Raw genomic sequence first — 20337 nt, 5'->3', positions numbered from 1 at the left:
GACATAAGTTTATTTGCTATTTGCTATTTGCTATTTGCTATTTGGTTTATTATTTATTTGTTCAGAAATTGAATCTGCATAATTACCATGTAAAAAATCGGTATTGACATTGGCTTGCTTGAGCTTTAATTCAAGCAAAGCCAGCTGTTTACTCATTGATGTATAATTTGGGTCATCCACTGATAGGCTTTGTAACATGTGGCTAAGTGTCAGTGCATCTTTTCTTTGCTGTAATTCTGCGGGTAAATAACCTGAATTTTTCAATATCCGATATCCAGCCCTGAGTTCAGGCGGAACCAGGCTATCATCTTCAAGCTGCAAAGCTTTACCTTCCCCTGCTAAATTTGTAAGTTCTCCTCTGCTTAGTGCTTCTTGTATGTGGCGTTCAGCCCAAAGGTCGATAACTGACATTATAGAGGTTCCATGAGTTAATTTTCTGACATTATAACCTTCCATGACAGTGTAAATAAAGTTGGCATATTATGCTTTATTAGGTTTGTTATTCCGAGTTATAAGTAAGGTTTTATCGAGTATTGATAAATAAGGGTTTTCAGATTTATATAAAATAAAACCGCTAGAAAATGATATTTAATTAGTGATAAATGACGAAAAAAAGCCATAGATAATATAAAAATTGTTATGTTGACCACACTTATCGAAATTAATTTACTAAAACTATTTTGGTTGTAATTATCTTCTTTAGCTAAATTAATAATATTAATAGCTGATAAAATGGAGTTAGTCCTAATTATGTTGAATTTTATGTCTGATTTGTGTGTATTTTGTTAATTTAAAATTATCTATTTGTAAATAGCAAAAAGCAAAAACATTGTGTAATGTCCGTTTTTCTTGTTTATAAGGAGAAAATATGGAACAAAAAAAGCAAGAGGGAAGCCGTTTTTTAAGAACGGTTGAGTGGCTAGGCAATGCTCTACCACATCCTGTTATTTTATTTATTATTTTAATTGCGATTTTATTAGTTTCCTCGGCAATTGGTCAGTACTTCGGTGTCAGCGTGCCAGACCCTCGTCCCGAAGGTGCAAAAGGGCGCGCAGAAGATGGTATTATTCATATTGTGAGTTTATTGGATGCCGAAGGGATCCGAAAAATTATTGCGAATGTCGTCACTAATTTTACAGGCTTTGCACCGTTAGGAACGGTACTCGTCGCATTATTAGGGGTGGGGATTGCTGAACGAGCAGGTTTACTTTCCGCTGCCATGCGTTTGGTTGTCACCAAAGCCCCTCGAAAATTAACCACAATGGCGATCGTGTTTGCTGGGATCATGTCAAATACCGCGGCAGAGTTAGGTTATGTGGTACTTATTCCGCTCGCAGCTATCATTTTTCATTCATTAGGTCGTCACCCTTTAGCCGGCCTTGCTGCGGCATTTGCTGGTGTTTCCGGAGGTTATTCAGCAAACTTATTATTAGGCACGGTTGACCCGTTATTGTCGGGTATCACTCAACAAGCCGCACAAATCATTGATCCAACTTATATCGTGGGTGCAGAAGCAAACTGGTACTTTATGTTTGCCAGTACGTTTTTAATCACTATTTTAGGTTATTTGATCACTGAAAAAATTGTTGAGCCACAACTTGGCCCATACACCGGCGGTGCAGTAGATGATGATGAAAATAGCCTCTATGCCTCGGCAAATGTCACTCCGTTAGAGAAAAAAGCCTTATTTTGGGCATCTGTGACTTTTTGGGGATTGGCAGCACTTTTGGCGTTAATGGTAGTACCAGAAAATGGAATATTACGTAACCAAGACACTGGGTTAGTGAGTAACTCGCCGTTCTTAAAAGGGATAGTGGTCTTTATTTTTGTCTTCTTTGCTGTCCCCGGTATTGTGTATGGCTATATTGCTAAAACCATGCGCTCTGATAAGGATATCGTGGATGCAATGGCTGGCGCAATGAGCACGCTTGGCTTATATTTGGTTATTATTTTCTTTGCTGCGCAATTTGTGGCTTTCTTTGGTTGGACAAACATCGGGCAAGTTATTGCGGTTAAAGGTGCCAACTTCTTAAATAGTATTGACCTTCATGGTGGTGTACTGTTTATTGGCTTTATTCTTATCTGCGCATTTATTAACTTAATGATTGGCTCTGCATCCGCACAATGGGCTGTCACAGCACCTATCTTCGTACCTATGTTGATGTTGGCGGGCTACGCGCCAGAAACTATTCAAGCCGCGTATCGTATCGGTGACTCGGTCACGAACATTATTACGCCGATGATGAGTTACTTTGGCTTAATTATGGCGATTGTTGTGAAATATAAGAAGGATGCAGGAATAGGAACATTAGTTTCAATGATGTTGCCATATTCAATTATTTTCCTGATCGGCTGGTCATTATTCTTTATTGTCTGGGTATTTGTGTTGGGCATCCCTGTCGGCCCTGGCTCACCAATTTATTTCACGCCGGGAAGTTAAGTACAGTTTATTTTCTTTATATAAAACTAAAAAAGCTGCTTATTAAGGCAGCTTTTTTTATGATTAAGATAAAATGTCAGTATCTCATTCTATTAATTGATTTTTTACTTTTATTTTCACATAAAAAAGAGGATGAACGAGTTTTTTTGCGAAAATAGCTTAAAGTAAATTATAAAAGAGGGTGTATTGAAATATTTAATAATAATTTAGCTTATTGTTTTATAAATGATTTATTTATATGTGGATGGATTGATACTTTATTTTTTATTGAATTGGTAACAGAACCTTGAATGGATGTAAATAAATGTCTCTATAAGTGCATTTTAAGAGTATTTATGATGTTTTAGTTTGTGTTTTTTCTTTTTTTTATTTAAATTCTTTTGTTTTTATTTATATCAACATTTAACTCCTTTTATTTTTAATCTTTCAGCTTTTAATTCTGGGTTATTCGTGTTTTTTTATGTGACCATCAGGATTTTAACTTTAAATTGGAAGGGGGTAAATTCATTATTTATTAAATTTCAATTAGTTATGGTGGTTATGTTTGGTTACACTCTACAAGTTAAATACACATTTCAGTTGTATCGTTTAACTCGAATGCTGAGTATTATTCATCTCGTTCAGAAATTAAATAAATCCCTAGAAATTAATTATTAACTAATAAGGTACGCAAGATGAATAAAACATTAATCGCAGTTTTCTTGGCACTAACAACAACTTCTATTTCTACAATGGCTGCGGATGCTGGTTCAGGTAAAATTACATTTAAAGGTACAGTTAATAGTGGTGCATGTACTATCGCACCTTCAGATATAAATAAAGAAGTTCAATTAGGTAGTATTTCAGCTGCAAACTTAGGAGCTGCAGGTAAAACAGGTCCACTAAATGCTTTTGAATTAAAATTACAAGATTGCCAGTTAGATTCAGGTACACCAGGAACGCCTTATTCTAAAGTTAAAATTGCATTTAATGGACAACCAGATGCAACTAAATCAACTTTATGGGCAAATACAGGTAGTGCAGATAATATTGCCGTAGCATTCTTTAATAATGATGGAAAAGCAATCAAACCTGGTGATGTTTTAGAGCAAAAATTAAAAGAAGCAGAAACAACAATTATTTTATCTGCCCAAGTAGAATCAACAGGTGCAGCGACAGCCGGTAGTATTAATTCTGTTGCGAACTATGTATTAAGCTACGAGTAATATCATCTTTATTTACTTGCTAATTGCTTTACGCCGTTTTGGCGTAAAGCATTTTCTCTGCATTTTTTAATTAAAAGAGTGAAATCATGTATTTTAAGAAAAAAAATATTTGTTATATCATTTCACTTCTTGTATGTGGTGGATACTCTAATGCAGAAACATTTAATATAAATGCACTGAATTTATCTGTTGATGATAATATTGACTTAAGCTATTTTGAAAAAAATAACTTTAGTGAAGGTTTGTATGAAACAGATATTGTTTTAAATGGAAAGAGAATTTTACGTGGCGAAAAAATTAAATTTATTAGCCATGATGGAATAATTGAACCTTGTATTACAGCGAGTGTTATTAAACGCTTTCCATTAACTGAAGATGCAAAAGAAATATTACTATCTTCGGAAGAAGACCATTGTATCAATATTAGTGCGTTGGATAAAAATGTCACTGTCGATTTTAATGACAGCGATCAAGTTCTGACAATCTCTATTCCACAAAAATACCTTGTAGCGGTGTATTCATCTTGGATTAGTCCTGAGCTACGTGACTACGGTATTGCTGGTTTAATTTTAGATTATACGGTTAGTGATAATAATTTTTACCGAAAAGATTCTGGTAATCGTAATAACCTCAGCGCATTTGGTAATGTGGGTGCTAACCTTGCTGAGTGGCGTTTACGTGCGAATTATCAATATGAAAATAAGCTAGTTGACAGCAGTAATGATAAAAAAAGCCGCTTTGAATGGGAGCAAATTTATGCATTCAGAGATATGGCGAGTTTATCGGCAAAATTATTTGTCGGCGAGATTTATATTAAATCTGATTTGTTTGATAGTGTACGCTTTAAAGGGATCAGTGTCTTTACTGACGAAAGTATGATGCCACCTAACCTCCGAGGGTATGCACCGCAAATAACTGGTGTTGCAGCATCGAATGCGACCGTGACTTTATCTCAAAATGGGCGAATTATTAGCCAAATTAAAGTACCCGCAGGGCCTTTTGTTATTAAAGATTTGAGCCAGTCTGTGATGGGTACAATTGATGTTACTGTGATTGAAGATAATGGTAAAGAAACCAGGTTCCAATACACTACCACGAATATTCCATTTTTGACCCGTAAAGGCCAAGTGCGCTATACCATGAATTTAGGGCAACTTTCGCCAGAAAATAATGAAAATATCGATAAGAATTTTATAACAGTTGAAAGTTCTATCGGGGTTCTCAACAACACTTCAGTGTTTGGTGGCTTGGTTGCTACATCAAACAATCAATATCGAGCAATCAACCTTGGTGTTGGTCAAAACTTAGGTTTCTTAGGTGCTCTTTCTGTTGATGTAACTCAATCATATGCCGATGTGGGTACAAGAGAAACAGGAAAGAGCTATCGTATTAATTACGCTAAAAATTTACCGAGTATTGATGGGCAATTAACTTTAACTGGTTACCGCTTTGCTGACCGTACATTTAATTCATTATCTAATTTTGTTGAAAAGAACTTTAGTGATAACTCGCAAGGTGAATTGGATAAAGATAAACATGTATTTTCACTGTCATATGCACAGCAATTACATTTTATGAATGCGAGTGCGAATATTACAGCATCACGCAAAACCTATTGGAACGGCAAACAAAATAACTATTTTAGCATTGGATTAAATAAATTCTTTGATGAAGGAATTATGAAAGGAGGGAGCGTTTCTTTATCTTTAAATCAATCGCGTAACTCCCGTGATAAAACAGATAATCAAATTTATTTATCGGTAAGTCGGCCATTACAGACTGAAAGCCAAAATGCCTCAATCTCTTACTTTGCTTCTTATAGTGATCAAGATAAGCGCTATACTAATAATGTCAACTACAGTAATTATGTGAATAAAGATACAAACTATAACCTGACAGCATCAACTCAAGACGGTTTATCTCAAGGAAGTGTGAATGCGTTTATTTCACACAGTGGTGATACAGGGCAGTTGCAAATGAGTGGGGCATTATCCGACTCAATGAATTCAGCGAGTATTATGGTGAGTGGTTCAATCACAGCGACTCAACATGGTATTTCCGCGCATCGATTAACATATCGTGACCAATCTCGCTTAGTGGTTGATGTCCCTAAAGCGAAAGGTGTCATCATTGAAAATAGCCATGCCATCACCAATGACCTTGGGTTAGCGACCATCAGTAATGTACCGACTTATTACAATATGGAATATAAAGTGGATGTTAACAACTTGCCGGATACTGTTAACGTTGAAGATAACGTTTTAGAAACGGCACTGACGGATGGCGCTATTGGTTATATCAAAATGGATGCTGACATCGGCAAATCATTAATTTCACGGATTAAATTGGCGAATGGCCAATACCCACCACTAGGCGCAGTGGTGACAAATACCTCGAATAATAAAGTTTCTGGGATCATTGCAGAATCCGGTATTGTTTACTTAACAGGGTTAAATATGGGCGACCAGTTAAGTATCAACTGGGGAGAAGGAAAGTCATGCAGCTTCTCTGCCGACAGTATTCTGGTAAAAAGCAGTGATGCCATCATGTGCAATCAGTAAAATAACGAAAAAATGGGTGAAAAATGACATTCTTTAAAAAGGTAATTTCGGTTGTTTTATTATCTGGCGTAATGACGCAAGCCCACGCAGTATTAGGGCTTGACCGGACTCGTATTATTTTGAATCAAGCGGATGGCGGTACGAGTGTAGTTGTTGATAACCAAGATAAAACATCATCATTTTTAGCGCAGACATGGATAGAAACCGCCAAAGGCGATAAATTAACAAACTCTTTAGTGGCACTACCCTTTTTACAGAAAATAGGGCCGCTACAGAAAAAACAAATTAAAATTACGCATATGGAAGGGCTGAACACCTTACCGCAAGATAGAGAAAGTTTATTATATTTCAATGTTCTTGGAATCCCACCACAAGGCAAAGAAGCGAATGTGGTGCAGTTTACCATCCAATCACGGTTGAAACTGTTCTATCGCCCAAAAGGAATTAATTACCCATTATCTGCCGATAAAGATTTTCAACAGGATCTTAAAGTCGCTAAGCAAGGGGGAAGCTTAAAATTAACTAATCCAACACCATTTAATATTATTGTTACGAATATTAATGTGGATAGAAGCAAGGATAACCAATTTCCAGAAACTGTTGTTGCGCCTTTCAGTGATGCAGTTGTCACATTAAAAAACGCATCTTTAAACAGTTTTGAGGTTGCTTATATTGATGACTTTGGCGGATTAAAATTTAATAAATACCAATGTGATTCATCACAATCTTGCCAGTTATTACCACAGGCGAAAAAATAAATGAAAAGCTTTAATCATACAAAAAAAGATCACAAGAAAAGACTGATTAAAGGCATATTAGGGTCTTTATTATTACTCTCAGGAGCGTCGTCTTATGCGGGGGTAAATTGTAAACCTGGCAGCGGGAATGCCTGGTTTCCTCTACCTTTGATATCGATTGATATGAATACAACTCCTGGTCCTATTCCTACAGGCACTGAGTTAGGCAGTGGACGCTCGATGATGGCATGGGAATGTAATTTTTCGGGGTCTGTAGCTGATAGAACGATTTGGTTTTATAACCAAACGCCAGCCCAGACTAAGGCATATCTCTTATCTAGTGGTATTCAGGTTTATCAACATTCTTATAGCCTTAGCAAGGTTGTTGAGATCACGGCACCGAACACACCGCGTTTAGAAGTAGGTTATTGGGGGGTAGGTACGCAAAATATTGGGTTATGGCATGTGTTTACGCTAAAAAGAGGATATGGTGAGCTAAAATCTTTTGATACAGGAAATTTTGTTATTGGTTATCATACAGATGGAGTAGGGAAACGTATAGGAGACTTATATACTATCCGTCTAGTTGGGAAGTTAGTTAATTATTGTCCCACTCCGATAGTAACAATGAGCGATAAAGTCGTTGATTTTAAAGAGCTTACTCCTGAGCAATTCAATAATGGTAAAACGGTTAAAGAGAATTTTAATATCACGTTAACGCCTATTTCTACTTGTGAAGCGGCACTTGAAGTTAGCGTGGCTTTTCAAAGTAACAGTGGTGTTGTGAATAAAAAATATTTGATGTTTGACAATGGGTTACAAATTGCAATTACGGATAAAAATTTAGGACAGGAAATCAACTTTGACCAGTATTACTATAAAGGTCAAATTTCTCAGCAACGACCTGGAAACTACCAATATACTGCTGAATTATCGAATAAAAGTAATGATCCAATTAAATCAGGACAATTTAGTAATACTGTAAATGTATTATTTTCATACCGTTAACGTTACCTCATTTTATTTCATGAAAGCTCATCATATTGAATATGATGGGCTTTTTTGTTTTCATGCTTTCAATCAATTTAGTCATTTATAGCTTTAAGTCTTATTATTTTATAGATGTATGTTTCACTCTATCTTGGGGATATAAAATTCCATTAAAAAGAAAATGTTAACGTCAGGTTAATTAATAACATTTTACATTGAAGATTTTTTAGATAAAAAAACTGTATTTTTAAAATATATGAGATAAGTAACTATATTTAGTGATGGTGTTTACCCGAAAAATGACGAGTTCGCTAGATAATGTTTCATAAACCTTACTTATATTAAGGGTAAATCATATATTAATAGTCAAAAATCAGAGATTTTAATAAATAAAATTAATGTTTGGTTTTATTTATTACTCGTATGTGAGTTTGTTATTTTTATTTTATTTAATTAGTATTGCTCGCAGTTAGTTATTCTTATGTTATTCAGTATCTACTTTGTATTTTTCAGAAAGGAAATAAAAATGGCAGCTAGATATCCTATTGCCAAAATAGTAGGGAGCAGAATAAAGAAGCTTAGAAGGGAGTATGGGCTAACGGGAACTGAAGTGGCAATGGCTTTGAATGTTAGTCAACAACAGTTTTCTCGCTATGAACGAGGTATTAACAGAATAGATATCGATTCATTAGTTATGATTGCAGACTTCCTTAAAGTCAGTGTTCATTATTTCCTTGAAGATATAGAACAATCAAATAGCTGGACCTCTGAATATAATTCATTATTGAGTCATGGTTTTTATTCAAAAAATAAAAAAAACGAAGGTTAGTGCTTGTTTTAAGGATCTCCTTATATTTACGGTTCATGTTAGTAGTTATATTACTTCACATGTTATCGGACATCTCAAGTCATTAAAATAATGATATGAATAAAGTTAACTGAATTCTAGTTATATCAATAATACTATTGGTATGGCTGTGTACCAACTAAGGTATTTCCTTAGTATATATTAATAATATCATGAAATAAGGGTTTAAAATGAAAAAGACGCTATTAGCATCTTCAATTATCGCATTAACATTCACTGCTGCATCAACTTCATTCGCTGCGGATGTAGGAAGTGGTACTATTGAATTTAATGGTACAGTGAATACTGGTGCTTGTACTATTGCACCTTCTTCTGTTAATAAAGAAGTTCAATTAGGTTCTGTTCCAGCGGCATCATTACAAACAGCTGGTTCACAAGGTCCAAATGTTGATTTTACATTAGAATTAACAGATTGTATTTTGGACCCTACTGCAAGTGGTACTGATTATTCTAAGGTAACAGTTAAATTCACGGGCCAAATGGATGCTGCAGGCACCTTATGGGCAAATACTGGTACTGCTACCAATGTTGGTGTGTTATTCCAAAATGCAAGTGGAACAAATTTAAAAACAAATGATACTGTTGAGCAAAGCTTAAATGCAGGGACAAATGTTATTAATTTATCTGCTCGTATGCAGGCATTAGGTGCAGCTACAGCCGGTTCTGTTAAATCTACAGTCGCTTACGTTTTAGATTACCAATAAGTATTAATATAAAAATATTAAAAAAACAATAAATCTTATATTTGCTGATTATGCTGTGTATAGCAATTGCTTCACAGCATTTTCAGTTATATGAGTTCATTCAATAAATCCATTATAGAATATTGCGGCTAATGAAAAAGAACAATTTTAATAAAAACATAGTGACTAGTTTAGTATCTAGTTTATTGTTTTACACTTACTGTGTTAATGCGGATTCTGTTCAATTTAATGAAGACGCATTATCTATTTTGGGTAATACTAATATAGATCTAAGTGCATTTGAGAAAAATAAAATTAGTGAAGGTTCTTATTTTTCTAATGTATCGGTAAATGGTCGAAGAATTAATTATTTTGATCAAATAAATTTTTTAAAAAAAGATGAAAAGATACAACCTTGTATTTCTAGAAGCTTAGTAGAAGTTATTGGGTTAAAAGAAGATTTTATTAAAGAAGTGCCTACATGGGGAAATGGTCAGTGTTATGATCTTACATCACAGGATCAAAACATTCAGGCTAGATTCGATGATGAAAAGCAAGAGTTAATGCTTTCAATACCTCAAGCTTACTTTCAGTATTCTGATGACAATTGGGTTCCGCCTATGCAGCGGGAAGTTGGGGTTAATGCGCTCGTCTTGGATTACAACCTTGTTGAAAACTATATTAAATATAAGAATACTCGAGATATTAATAATTTTAGCTCATTCGGTTCTGTTGGTGCGAATGTAGGGCGTTGGCGTGTCCGCAGTAATTATCAATACCAAAAAGATTTTAATGATAATAAAAATGATAATTTTAAATGGGTACAAACTTATTTATTTACAGATTTACCTAGCTTATCTGCAAAATTTTTTGCGGGTAAATATTATACAGTAAGCAATGTATTTGATTCTGTACGTTTTAACGGTGTTAGTGTCTTTACTGATGAGAACATGTTACCGGCTTCTCTAAGAGGGTATGCACCGAGTGTCACAGGAACCGCGACAAGTAATGCGACGGTTACTATCTCGCAAAATGGACGTATCTTGAATCAAATGAAAGTGGCACCAGGGCCTTTTTCAATTGATAATTTAAGTTCCTCTTTATCGGGGGCTCTTGATGTTAAAATTACAGAGGAAGACGGCTCTATACGTGAGTACCAAGTTTCCTCGACTAATATTCCATTTTTAACACGCCCAGGCATGGTGCAATATAAACTAAATGCAGGTCGGTTAGACCCAATGGGATATAAAAACATTAATGATGATTTTATATCAACTGAAGCCTCTTGGGGGATCCTCAACAATTTGTCTATTTTTGGTGGTGTTTTCGCAACCTCTAATGATGAATACCATGCCTATAATGCGGGTGTTGGGGTAAATATGGAACGCTTTGGTGCAATATCTTTTGATATTACACAGTCGAGAAACCAACTACAGGATATCTTTTTACATACTGGTGAAAGTTACCGTATTAATTATGCAAAACGTTTTTCAAATTCGAGTCGACTGGATTTAACAGGGTATCAGTTTTCTAACGAAGGCTTTATGTCAGTGAATGACTATATTAGTTTAAAAGAAACTCCGTTAACACCACATTATCGGCAGAAAAATGTATTTACGACTTCTTTTACACAACAACTCCCTGATATACAGGCTGATATAAGTTTAAGTTACTCGCGGGAAAGTTATTGGAAAGAATCAAAAAATAACAATACTCTTAATTTATCGTTTAATAAAACAATTAACACAAGTTTTATAAATAATGCGATTTTATCATTATCGGTCGGTGAAAGTAGTTACGTAAAAGGTAAGCGCTCTAAGCAAGCATACCTTTCGTTAAGCGTCCCATTTGGTGGTGAAAGAAATTCACGGATTCAATACTTTAGTTCTTATAATGATATTGATAAGAAATATAATAGTAATATTAATTACAACTCTAAAATTAATGATAATAACGTTAGTTTAGGTTTATCAAGTAAAGACTTTTTTGAAAATGCAACAATGAATGCATCCGTTTATCGTGATACGCAATATGGTACTGCACAACTAACGGGTTCCTATGGCGAAGACTACCATACATTAAGTGGTTCTCTAGACGGCTCTTTGACCATTACCAGTCAAGGCCCAGTCTTACACCGACGAGTTTATGATAACCAAGCTCGTATGGTTATTGATACAGATAAGGCTAAAGGGGTATCAATTAATAAAAATGAATCAGTCACGAATGGGTTTGGTTTAGCCGCAATTAGTAATGTTCCAACCTATTATAGGTCGACCCAGTATGTGGATCTTAATAATGTACCAGACAATGTCAGCATTGATGACAGCGTGATTGAATCAAATTTAACTGATGGTGCGGTTGGTTATTCAAAACTCAATACATTAGTAGGTGAAAAAGCGTTAGTCACAATTAAATTCCCTGACGGCAATACGCCTCCATTTGGTGCTTTAGTTTATGGCTCTGATAATAAAAATGTATTGGGAATGATTGCAGAGGAAGGGCAAGTTTATTTAACGGGCTTCCAGCCAGACCAACAATTAATAGTTAAATGGAGTGGTGACCAGTCATGTCGAATTATGCTAGGTAAACAAACTCATTTAACCAGTAAAAACATAACCTGTAATAAAGAATAGAAAATTATGAAAAAACTTAAATTAATAATGAGTGCTTTAATTTTAATTAGCACATACACACATGCATCAATTTCTGTTGACCGTACTCGCGTTATTTATGATGAAGCAAGTAAAGGTGTTAGCGTTGTGATTGAAAATATTGATAAAAAAGATCCTTATTTAGTCCAGTCATGGATCGAAAATGAAAATGGCGAAAAAATTTCAGAACCACTGATTGCTTTGCCTTTATTACAACGTGTTGAAGCAAATCAAAAGAAGCAGGTTAGAATTAGTTTATCAAAAAATGATGTGAAAATACCGAACAACCAAGAGTCATTATTTTATTTTAATGTCTTGGGTATTCCACCGAAAACTAAGCTAGAAAATGCAGTTGAAATTGTTATTCAATCACGTTTTAAATTATTTTATCGCCCGAGTGAATTGAAAAAATACCCTAATAATGATTGGCAAAAAGAGTTGAAAGCGGAGAAAGTGGGAAAATCATTAAAATTAACTAACCCGACTCCCTATCACATTGTTGTGATTAATGTTAATGATAATGAATCTAAAGTTCCTGATTTTAAAGAAATTGTTGTGAAGCCAAATAGCAATGCAACATATTTACTATCAGATAAACAAGTGAAATCACCAAAAATGATTGTGACTTATATTGATGATTATGGAACACCAAACTTATTGAAATATACATGTAATACAACTTGTTCCTTGTCAAATGAAAAGGATAAGAGGTAAGTTATGTTAATTTTGAAAAAAATAAATGCATTCGCTATATTATCTTTATTTTTGCTAAGTTTTCAATCAGTAGCTGCAGTTAATAATTGTGTACCGAGTTCAGGAGCTACATCTATAGAACAAGAATTAACCTTTGATATTGCAAATAGTAGTGCTTCAATTCCAAATGGTACCTTATTGACATCAGCAATGAGCTCATATATATCAATGAGATGTGAGTTTACTGGTTCATCAAGTACAACTAATGCTGTTTACTTTAAAAATACAATGCCGAATGCAATTAAAACATTGTTGATTAATAGTGGTGTCAGTGTGACACAACAAAATGCAATTTCATCGCCTAATCCAGTAACGATAACTAATCCAACTGTTCCAAATATTTATTTAGGGTATTGGAGTCAACCAGAGACAGGAATTACACGTAATATTGCTTTCATGTATAACTTCTATGTTTATAAGGGGGCTAATGCTCTTAAACCTTTTGATACTGGGTTATTTTTATTAGGAACTCATGTGGATTATTTAGGCAAGGATTTAGGCGGACCAACTTATGTGCGAATTAAAGGTAACTTAACCTTACTCTGCCCTGCGCCGGCGGTGAATATTACGGCTTCTAATGGGGGGAGTGTAAACTTTGACACGATTTCACCTAAACAAATGAATGCGGGAGATGTGGTTAGCCGAACTTTTAATTTAGGTATGTCAGTGCCACAGGACTGCGAAACAGGGCTGAATATATCAGTTCGTTTTGAACCAAATAATAATACGGTGCTAGGCGGAAAATATCTTGATATGGGTAATGGATTACAAACACTATTAACCCGTAATTCAACTGATATTAACTATAATGAAAGTTACAGTATTGGCGAAATCATGCCACAATCACCGATTAGTGTCCCTTTTACTGCGACATTAAGCAAGATAGCAGGTAGCACCATCGCTTCAGGTCCGTTTTCTAAAACAGTTCGAGTTGTTGTTTCATATTAAGAGTGTTAATTGACATTTTTTCTATGGTGTTATATTGAATATACATATTCTGATGCTGAGTATTATTAAATGAAAAAACTCAAATTAGTATTAGTTGATGATCATCCCATTGTGCTTTCAGGTTTGAAAGATACACTTTCTCAATCAATGAATTTAGAAATTTTAGGTGCCTACACTCAGGATGCTGAACTATTTTCTTTTTTGAAAAAAAATGAGGTTGATGTGATCGTAACTGATTATATGATGCCTAATAATACCCAATCTAGCGATGGCCAGAATTATATTCAATTTTTACGTCGTCAATACCCAAATATTGCTGTGATTGTATTAACGATGGTTTCTAACCCAATGATTATACAAATGTTATATGATTCAGGGGTGAGCGCGGTGGTGTCAAAAGAGGCACCATTAAGCGACCTGATGAAGGCTATCACATTAGCGGGGCAAGGCCGCCAATATCGTATTCCTGTTGCAGATATGACAACGACATTAAAAAGCCGTAATGCGATAACATTAAATGATAGGGTAAAGACATTATCACCTCGTGAACTTGAGGTATTGCGACTTTTTGTTCAAGGTAAGCCTATTGTTGATATTGCTAAGCAATTAAACCGCAGTGATAAAACTATCAGCTTACAGAAAAATGCCGCAATGCGTAAATTGGGTGTTGATAATAATCAAGCGTTAATCAGTTATTGCCTTACACACCATTTATTTGACTGATTTTTTTTATCCAATTAGCTAATTGATTGCAAATATTCTGGTTAACCTGAGTATCAATGTGTGTTGATGCCTGTGAATCTAATGTTGCCTCAAACTCACGAAGCTCATTAGCTAATTCACGTTGTTCAACACTAATTAATGCGCCACGGATACGGTGGGATAACTGTTTTATTTCATCAGTATTATTATCTTCGACAGCTCGGCAAAATTGAGCAATATCGGTAATAAAATGATGAATAATTTTTTCTCTATCCTCTCCATTTAGTGGGTTAATCATTTTTAGGGTTGCCGTTTCTAAAGTTGAGGAGGAGTAAATCGGGAATAAACGGTTGAATAATTGAATTAAGGTTTCTAGCTCTATAGGTTTTACAAGCCATGAATCCATTCCAGATTCTAGACATCGCTCTTCTTCTTCTTTTAATCCATTCGCAGTAACACCAATAATTGGACATGTTTCGCCTTCACTGCGTAGCTGTTGTGCAAGCTCATAACCATTACGATAAGGCATATTAACGTCTGTAAGGATGATATCGACAATTTCGTTATCCCAAATTACCAATGCTTCTTCACCATCATTGGCAATAAATACCTTACAACCGAGTAATTCAAGCTGCTCTTGTAGAACAACTTGGTTAATGGGGTTATCTTCAGCAATTAAAACGCGAAGCGGATATTTATGCATATGAGTTTGTATACGAGATGTTGGACAAATAAGGGGTAACTGTTCTTTATTATTTTGTAGTAAGAATAACTGCTGATTTAATTCGGATAGTCGAAAATTCATCTCAGGGCTTACCCATTGTTGTCCATCCCAATGAGTCGGCAGAGGAAACGATGGAATTAATATGCCGACAGCAATAACGGATGAGGTATCTATGGGGAGGCTATTTTCTGTGAAATAAACATTAGCCCCCCACCGTTTTAGCCATTGCGTTATATTTTCAGTCAATAATGGGTTTGGGGTTTGTAACCATATATTGGTGTTTTTTAGCGGCAGCCAATGTGGTTGCTGTATATCGAGAGCTAAAGGTAGTGTTACGAGAAACGAGCTACCAACCCCAGTTTCACTTTGTAAGCTTATTTGCCCATCCATCAATTTGATAAGTTTAGAGCAAATAAATAGGCCTAAGCCAGTACCGCCATAGGCATGAATTTCTGAATGAGCTTGATAAAATGGCTCAAATAATTTTATTTGTTGTTCAGGGCTAATTCCAACACCGGTATCACTGACACGTATTAATATATTATTATTACTTCTTTTAAGTTCAATAGTAACCGTACCCTTGTGGGTAAATTTAATTGCATTACTGAGTAAATTACCTAAGATTTGTTGCAGTCTAGCAGAGTCACCAATTCTATTTGCTTGTACACTTGGGTCAATAGTAGCAAATAGGAGTAACCCTTTTTGCTGAGCAATACCTTGATATAGTTGAACAGTTTGTTGTACTAACTCTAATAAATCAAATGGCTGATTATGGATTTGAATTTGATTAGCTTCTATTTTACTAATATCTAAAATATCGCCAATTAATTGCATAAGTAATTGGGACGTTGTTGATATTCTCTCAATAAAATGAGCTTGTTGAGATGAAAGAGAAGTATTTGCGAGTAATTCTAACGTGCCGATTAGGCCATAAAGTGGGGTTCGTATTTCATGGCTCATTGTTGCTAAAAATGTTGATTTAGCTCGGTTGGCTTCTTCTGCAAGCCGCTTAGCATCATCAAGTTGTTTTTCAGTTTCTGCTTGGATGGTAATATCAGTAAATGCACATAAAATAACAGGACGCTGTTGGTAATAAGTTGCTGTACTCACAACATAGAGGACATGCTCCCCTGATTTTAAAGTTGTTTTAACGTGTTCTGTGTCAGAAAGAACCTTGATGAGTAATTCATTATATTCATTTGAGTCGTGGGGGGGGGCTGTATTGGTTATTTTTAGCCAGTAACGAGCTAACTCATTCGCGAAGCGTAACTGCTGGGTTTCTTTATCTATTACACATAAGCCGATAGGTGTTGTTGCGATAAGCGCTTGGTTGAATGCTTCATTTTCTAAAATGGCTTGTTGGGAGTCTATTGCAGGTTGTAAGATTTTTCGCTGGTACCAGCGGTGGTATCCCCATCCACAAAATAAACTAAAGAAAAGTGCAATAACTAAGCTGATAGGAAACCACAGGTTGTCTTCAAAAAAAGCAGCATAACTAATTCTATAATATCCAGTCCATTCGTCAGTTTTAGATGAAAGCTTAAGAACTAGGCCATCTTTGGTATAAAAAATACCTTCTAATGCTTCTTCCTCAGGCGCTTGGGTTGTGCCAAGTAACTGACCATATTTTGTATGAATTAGCCAAAATTGATGTGTGAGTGTGGGGTTTAACATTCGTTCCAGCACACTTAACCTAGCTTGGCTTAACATACTGACCGCATAAATATTTTTAGGGGAAATATGAGCATTTTGCCATAAATGTTCATCAAAACCGGCTGGAATAATCCCGATGAGAATATTATCAAAAGGCACTGGGCGTAGCCAAATAATTTGTTTTAAGTCAGTTGGTTGCGATTCTGAAAACTGGGCATGGATAGCAGGTAAATTTTTCCTGACGTTATCAATAACGGAATAATATAAATTTGGAGATATCGATTCATTTCCTAACACAGTGCCAACAGAAGGCACACTAATACTAATTTGGTCGTGCTCATTGACAAAAAATACAGCGGCTGCTGGGAAATAGGATCCCCCCCAAAACGTAGAATAATAATCAGCTAAATAAGCCCCCAGAGAAAATAATATGCTGGGCACTTTGGTGCATTCTAAACTTTTATCACAAGCTAGCGTGAATGGCATTGCGACTAAAGATTCTTTACCTTCGAGTAGGTGTAATGATAGTTTGGTTGGTAGTGATTGCTCTTGTATTGCATAAGTTCGGCTTTCAACTAGCTCTGATAGGTCTTGGTTTTGCTTATTTAACGATCTTAAAAATTTCTCTTGCTCATTGATATAGCCTATTAGTGACCTAAAATCGACTTCTAACCGCTTAGTTTCTTGTTGGACAATGCGTTCTGCGCTCCAAAATAATGTTGCTATTAGGATAAACAACAGAGGGAAGGCGACAGTGAGTATGCTGTTTGTGCGTCCTGATGTGCGAGTTATCCTTGAAAATGCAGTCGGAGAAGGGGTAGGCATAGTGCTGTTCTCATCGATTATAGGCAAACTCCATAATTTTCATAATAATATAAAATAAACAAATTAAACAATATTTCTTTATGCCAAAGGTTAGACAATTGCTGAATTATAATAGTCTTTCAAATCATCTAATTCCCAACCAAAACCATTTAAATTAGTGATATGGTGTGAAAGTTTAGGATGATGGCTAACGATATAGAATAGCCTATGGTAAAAATCTGGGAAGTTAATACCGAGTATAAGAATAAATTTAAACAATACATCTACGGTTAATGCATTTTCACCTCGTTCATAACGGGATAATTGCTGTTGGCTAATACCTAGCTCTTTTGCAATGCTCTCACCGCTAACACCTAACTCTTGTCGGTATTCTTGTAGGCATTTACCAACTAGCTGGCTGATATAATAAGTTGTATTTTTTTTCTTTTTCATGTGGAAACTTGACCCTAGTATCATTGATTCATAAAACTATGTTTATCTTTAAGAGTAAATTATGGCAAAAATAAAATTTTAGAATATAAGGTATTCCTTAATTAAAAATAATATTAAGTCACTTATTTCAGATTCATATGCAGAGTCTTATTTTAAACATATAGTTTTTTCTTTTTATTTTTGAGAGCTATTTTTATTATTTAACAGTATGTTAAGCATTGGCTGTGAATTGCTCGGTAAGGTTTAGTTGACTTTATTGCATTAAGGCTTGGTTACATTCTCATTACAAATTATTATTATTTATTGTTTAATATTGTATTTGATTATTTTTTTAGCTCAATAGATGGGAATAAAAAATGATATTATGGTTTTTTAATGGTTTATTTGAATAACTATTAATATAAAAACTTATTTTTAGGTTCCTAAATGAAACAATAGGCCAGCAAATACACGTAATAAGAGTGATTAATGGCCGTTTAATGGATGAAATGAGAAAAGGGTGAGAATAATAATCTAGTTATAAGCCCTAGCGTTTGGTTTTTTCCTGTTCCTCCCTAATTATTTGGCATAAGTTAAGTTAATTAACTTTGGCTTGTGGTTATTTTTATATCTATATTCTGTTTATAGGCTTATTACTCATAGCTTGCAAACAGAGAGTATAGAGAAATAGGTGTTTAGAGGAGAGTAAAGGCCATTCCGTGTCTTTAGCCTAGTTAGCTAAGTATGAGTGTTTGAAAATACAAAAGCAAAAACCCGCCTTTTGGGCGGGTTCTTTAAATAGTGGTGCCCGGACTCGGAATCGAACCAAGGACACGGGGATTTTCAATCCCCTGCTCTACCGACTGAGCTATCCGGGCAACGGGGCGCATTAAACCGTATTCAGCCGTTTGCGTCAATGCATTTTTAATAAAAAAACACTTTTTTTTACTGAGTGTTTTCTTTTTCAACAAAAGGTGTGTGTTTAGTATGCGTTAATTGGTTTTTTAGCTTAACGCTCCTTTTTTACGGCACAGTGCGATTGTCAGGATATCCTCAGAAAGGTGTTGTGCAATCTCGACATCTTGAATGTCCCTTTGTACTAATAAGCGGTTTAAACAGCCTTCGAGCACTAATTCCATTTGGTTAGCAACTAATTCCGAGTCTTCAATATCTAGCTCATCTAATAGGCTTTTTGTGAAATGAAACGAATTATCTTTTTGTAGGCGGCTTAATTGGTGGATAGGGTGTTCTGCATCTGGATAATAATTACATGCAGAAATGAATAAACAGCCCGGAAAACGCCCTTCACTGACTTTTTCAGACAATTGTTGGTAACGAGCCATTAATTTTTGTTGCGGGTTTAGGGATTCATCTAGCAAGGTTTGGCGCTGCCATACTTCAATTTGCTGGCTATGATAGCGCAAGCAATCATAAACAAGAGCTTCATCGTCTGGCCAAAACTGCCGAATAGTAGAGAAATCAGATTCAATTTCGCTGAGTAAATTTTCTGTAGATGCGGATAACCCTTGGATTTCCAATTGATTTAACGCATGACTTAAAATAATTTCACGTTGGATAGGCATTGTTAACTCCATCACAATAATGTCTGATTTTTCTCCATCATAACAATGTTCAATTGTGAATTATAGCGGTTTGCAGTGCTATCATGAGGCGCCGTTTCTGAGGTGAAATAAAATCAAATAAGAAATTGAATGGGTATTTTAAAGTGGGGAGTTTTAAGCACACAGGAGGGGGAAGAACCCCCCTGGAACGAACTTCATGGGTTTATATCGGGCTTTAATTGATCAATTTAGCTTCTAACGCTGCATCGATATAGTAATACTGAAAGACTTTTTTCATAAAGTCATCGATGTCATGTTTTCGCAATTCGAGAGCTTGTAAAATGTCCAAAAGACCTTGGATAGTAATGGCATTTTTACCTCTTTCATAACGGGAAACTTGCTGCTGGCTGATTCTTAGGCGAGAAGCTAATTGTGCACCAGTTAAACCAACCACTTTTCTGCGGTGCTTTAAAAAGGTTCCAATATAAACGGTTACATTTGTGTTTTTATTTCGTTGAGTATTTAGCATACCTCCTCCAAATATATAAATCTTGTTAAAATAAATTATTTTTGCTATTGAAAAGTTCTTGATATTTAATTCGTATTACTCCGAGTAATTAAATT

Annotated in this window: 16 protein-coding genes and 1 tRNA gene; 11 read left to right on the top strand and 6 right to left on the bottom strand. The window is 35.2% G+C overall.

All coding sequences use genetic code 11. The features are described 5' to 3' along the window. Positions 1–30: 30 nt before the first annotated feature. Positions 31–411, bottom strand: a complete 381-nt coding sequence (locus tag ACU696_RS19775) for a DnaJ family domain-containing protein (RefSeq protein ID WP_004907989.1) — start codon at positions 409–411, stop codon at positions 31–33. Positions 412–868: 457 nt separating this feature from the next. On the opposite strand from ACU696_RS19775, the gene ACU696_RS19770 reads away from it, so the two are divergent. The 11 genes from ACU696_RS19770 (at position 869) to ACU696_RS19720 (ending at position 14559) form a co-directional block, all read left to right on the top strand. Continuing rightward, complete coding sequence (locus ACU696_RS19770) at positions 869–2440, top strand: AbgT family transporter (RefSeq protein ID WP_004907990.1); 1572 nt, start codon at positions 869–871, stop codon at positions 2438–2440. Between the two features lie 674 nt (positions 2441–3114). Beyond that, positions 3115–3645: a fimbrial protein gene (locus ACU696_RS19765; RefSeq protein WP_109912640.1), complete on the top strand. Its 531-nt coding sequence runs from the start codon at positions 3115–3117 to the stop codon at positions 3643–3645. An 86-nt stretch (positions 3646–3731) separates the two neighbouring features. Beyond that, positions 3732–6206 (top strand): fimbria/pilus outer membrane usher protein, encoded by a 2475-nt coding sequence (locus ACU696_RS19760; RefSeq protein WP_123382247.1) that lies wholly within the window; start codon positions 3732–3734, stop codon positions 6204–6206. Between the two features lie 23 nt (positions 6207–6229). Then, complete coding sequence (locus ACU696_RS19755; RefSeq protein ID WP_109912638.1) at positions 6230–6964, top strand: fimbrial biogenesis chaperone; 735 nt, start codon at positions 6230–6232, stop codon at positions 6962–6964. Then, positions 6965–7951, top strand: a complete 987-nt coding sequence (locus ACU696_RS19750) for a fimbrial protein (RefSeq protein WP_109912637.1) — start codon at positions 6965–6967, stop codon at positions 7949–7951. Positions 7952–8459: 508 nt separating this feature from the next. Beyond that, complete coding sequence (locus ACU696_RS19745) at positions 8460–8762, top strand: helix-turn-helix domain-containing protein (RefSeq protein WP_109912636.1); 303 nt, start codon at positions 8460–8462, stop codon at positions 8760–8762. A 209-nt stretch (positions 8763–8971) separates the two neighbouring features. Continuing rightward, a complete protein-coding gene (locus ACU696_RS19740; protein ID WP_004907996.1) occupies positions 8972–9505 on the top strand; it encodes a fimbrial protein in 534 nt (177 codons plus the stop codon). Between the two features lie 161 nt (positions 9506–9666). Then, positions 9667–12117, top strand: coding sequence for a fimbria/pilus outer membrane usher protein (locus ACU696_RS19735; protein ID WP_272688172.1), 2451 nt, complete (start codon positions 9667–9669; stop codon positions 12115–12117). Between the two features lie 6 nt (positions 12118–12123). Further along, the gene (locus ACU696_RS19730; protein WP_117162577.1) at positions 12124–12849 is read left to right on the top strand and encodes a fimbrial biogenesis chaperone; all 726 of its coding nucleotides are present in this window, start codon (positions 12124–12126) and stop codon (positions 12847–12849) included. Between the two features lie 3 nt (positions 12850–12852). Next, complete coding sequence (locus ACU696_RS19725; protein ID WP_109912633.1) at positions 12853–13836, top strand: fimbrial protein; 984 nt, start codon at positions 12853–12855, stop codon at positions 13834–13836. 69 nt (positions 13837–13905) lie between these two features. Continuing rightward, positions 13906–14559 carry a response regulator transcription factor gene (locus tag ACU696_RS19720; RefSeq protein ID WP_110731653.1) on the top strand — a complete coding sequence of 218 codons (654 nt, stop codon included), beginning with the start codon at positions 13906–13908 and terminating at the stop codon, positions 14557–14559. Here ACU696_RS19720 and ACU696_RS19715 read toward each other — a convergent pair. The 5 genes from ACU696_RS19715 to ACU696_RS19695 form a co-directional block, all read right to left on the bottom strand. Beyond that, complete coding sequence (locus ACU696_RS19715) at positions 14537–17740, bottom strand: ATP-binding protein (protein WP_226538027.1); 3204 nt, start codon at positions 17738–17740, stop codon at positions 14537–14539. The two genes, ACU696_RS19720 and ACU696_RS19715, sit on opposite strands and share 23 nt — an antisense overlap. A 90-nt stretch (positions 17741–17830) precedes the next feature. Continuing rightward, entirely contained in the window at positions 17831–18172 is a 342-nt protein-coding gene (locus ACU696_RS19710) for a helix-turn-helix domain-containing protein (RefSeq protein ID WP_109912631.1), read from the bottom strand. A 781-nt stretch (positions 18173–18953) separates the two neighbouring features. Continuing rightward, positions 18954–19029: transfer RNA gene (locus tag ACU696_RS19705), tRNA-Phe, on the bottom strand. Positions 19030–19155: 126 nt separating this feature from the next. Further along, positions 19156–19728: a division control transcriptional repressor DicD gene (gene dicD, locus ACU696_RS19700; RefSeq protein ID WP_411268619.1), complete on the bottom strand. Its 573-nt coding sequence runs from the start codon at positions 19726–19728 to the stop codon at positions 19156–19158. Between the two features lie 220 nt (positions 19729–19948). Then, positions 19949–20242, bottom strand: a complete 294-nt coding sequence (locus ACU696_RS19695; RefSeq protein ID WP_004908080.1) for a helix-turn-helix domain-containing protein — start codon at positions 20240–20242, stop codon at positions 19949–19951. Positions 20243–20337 lie beyond the last annotated feature (95 nt).

Source organism: Providencia sp. PROV_01 (genome assembly GCF_053098325.1).
This window is presented reverse-complemented; position numbering and strand designations above follow the sequence as displayed.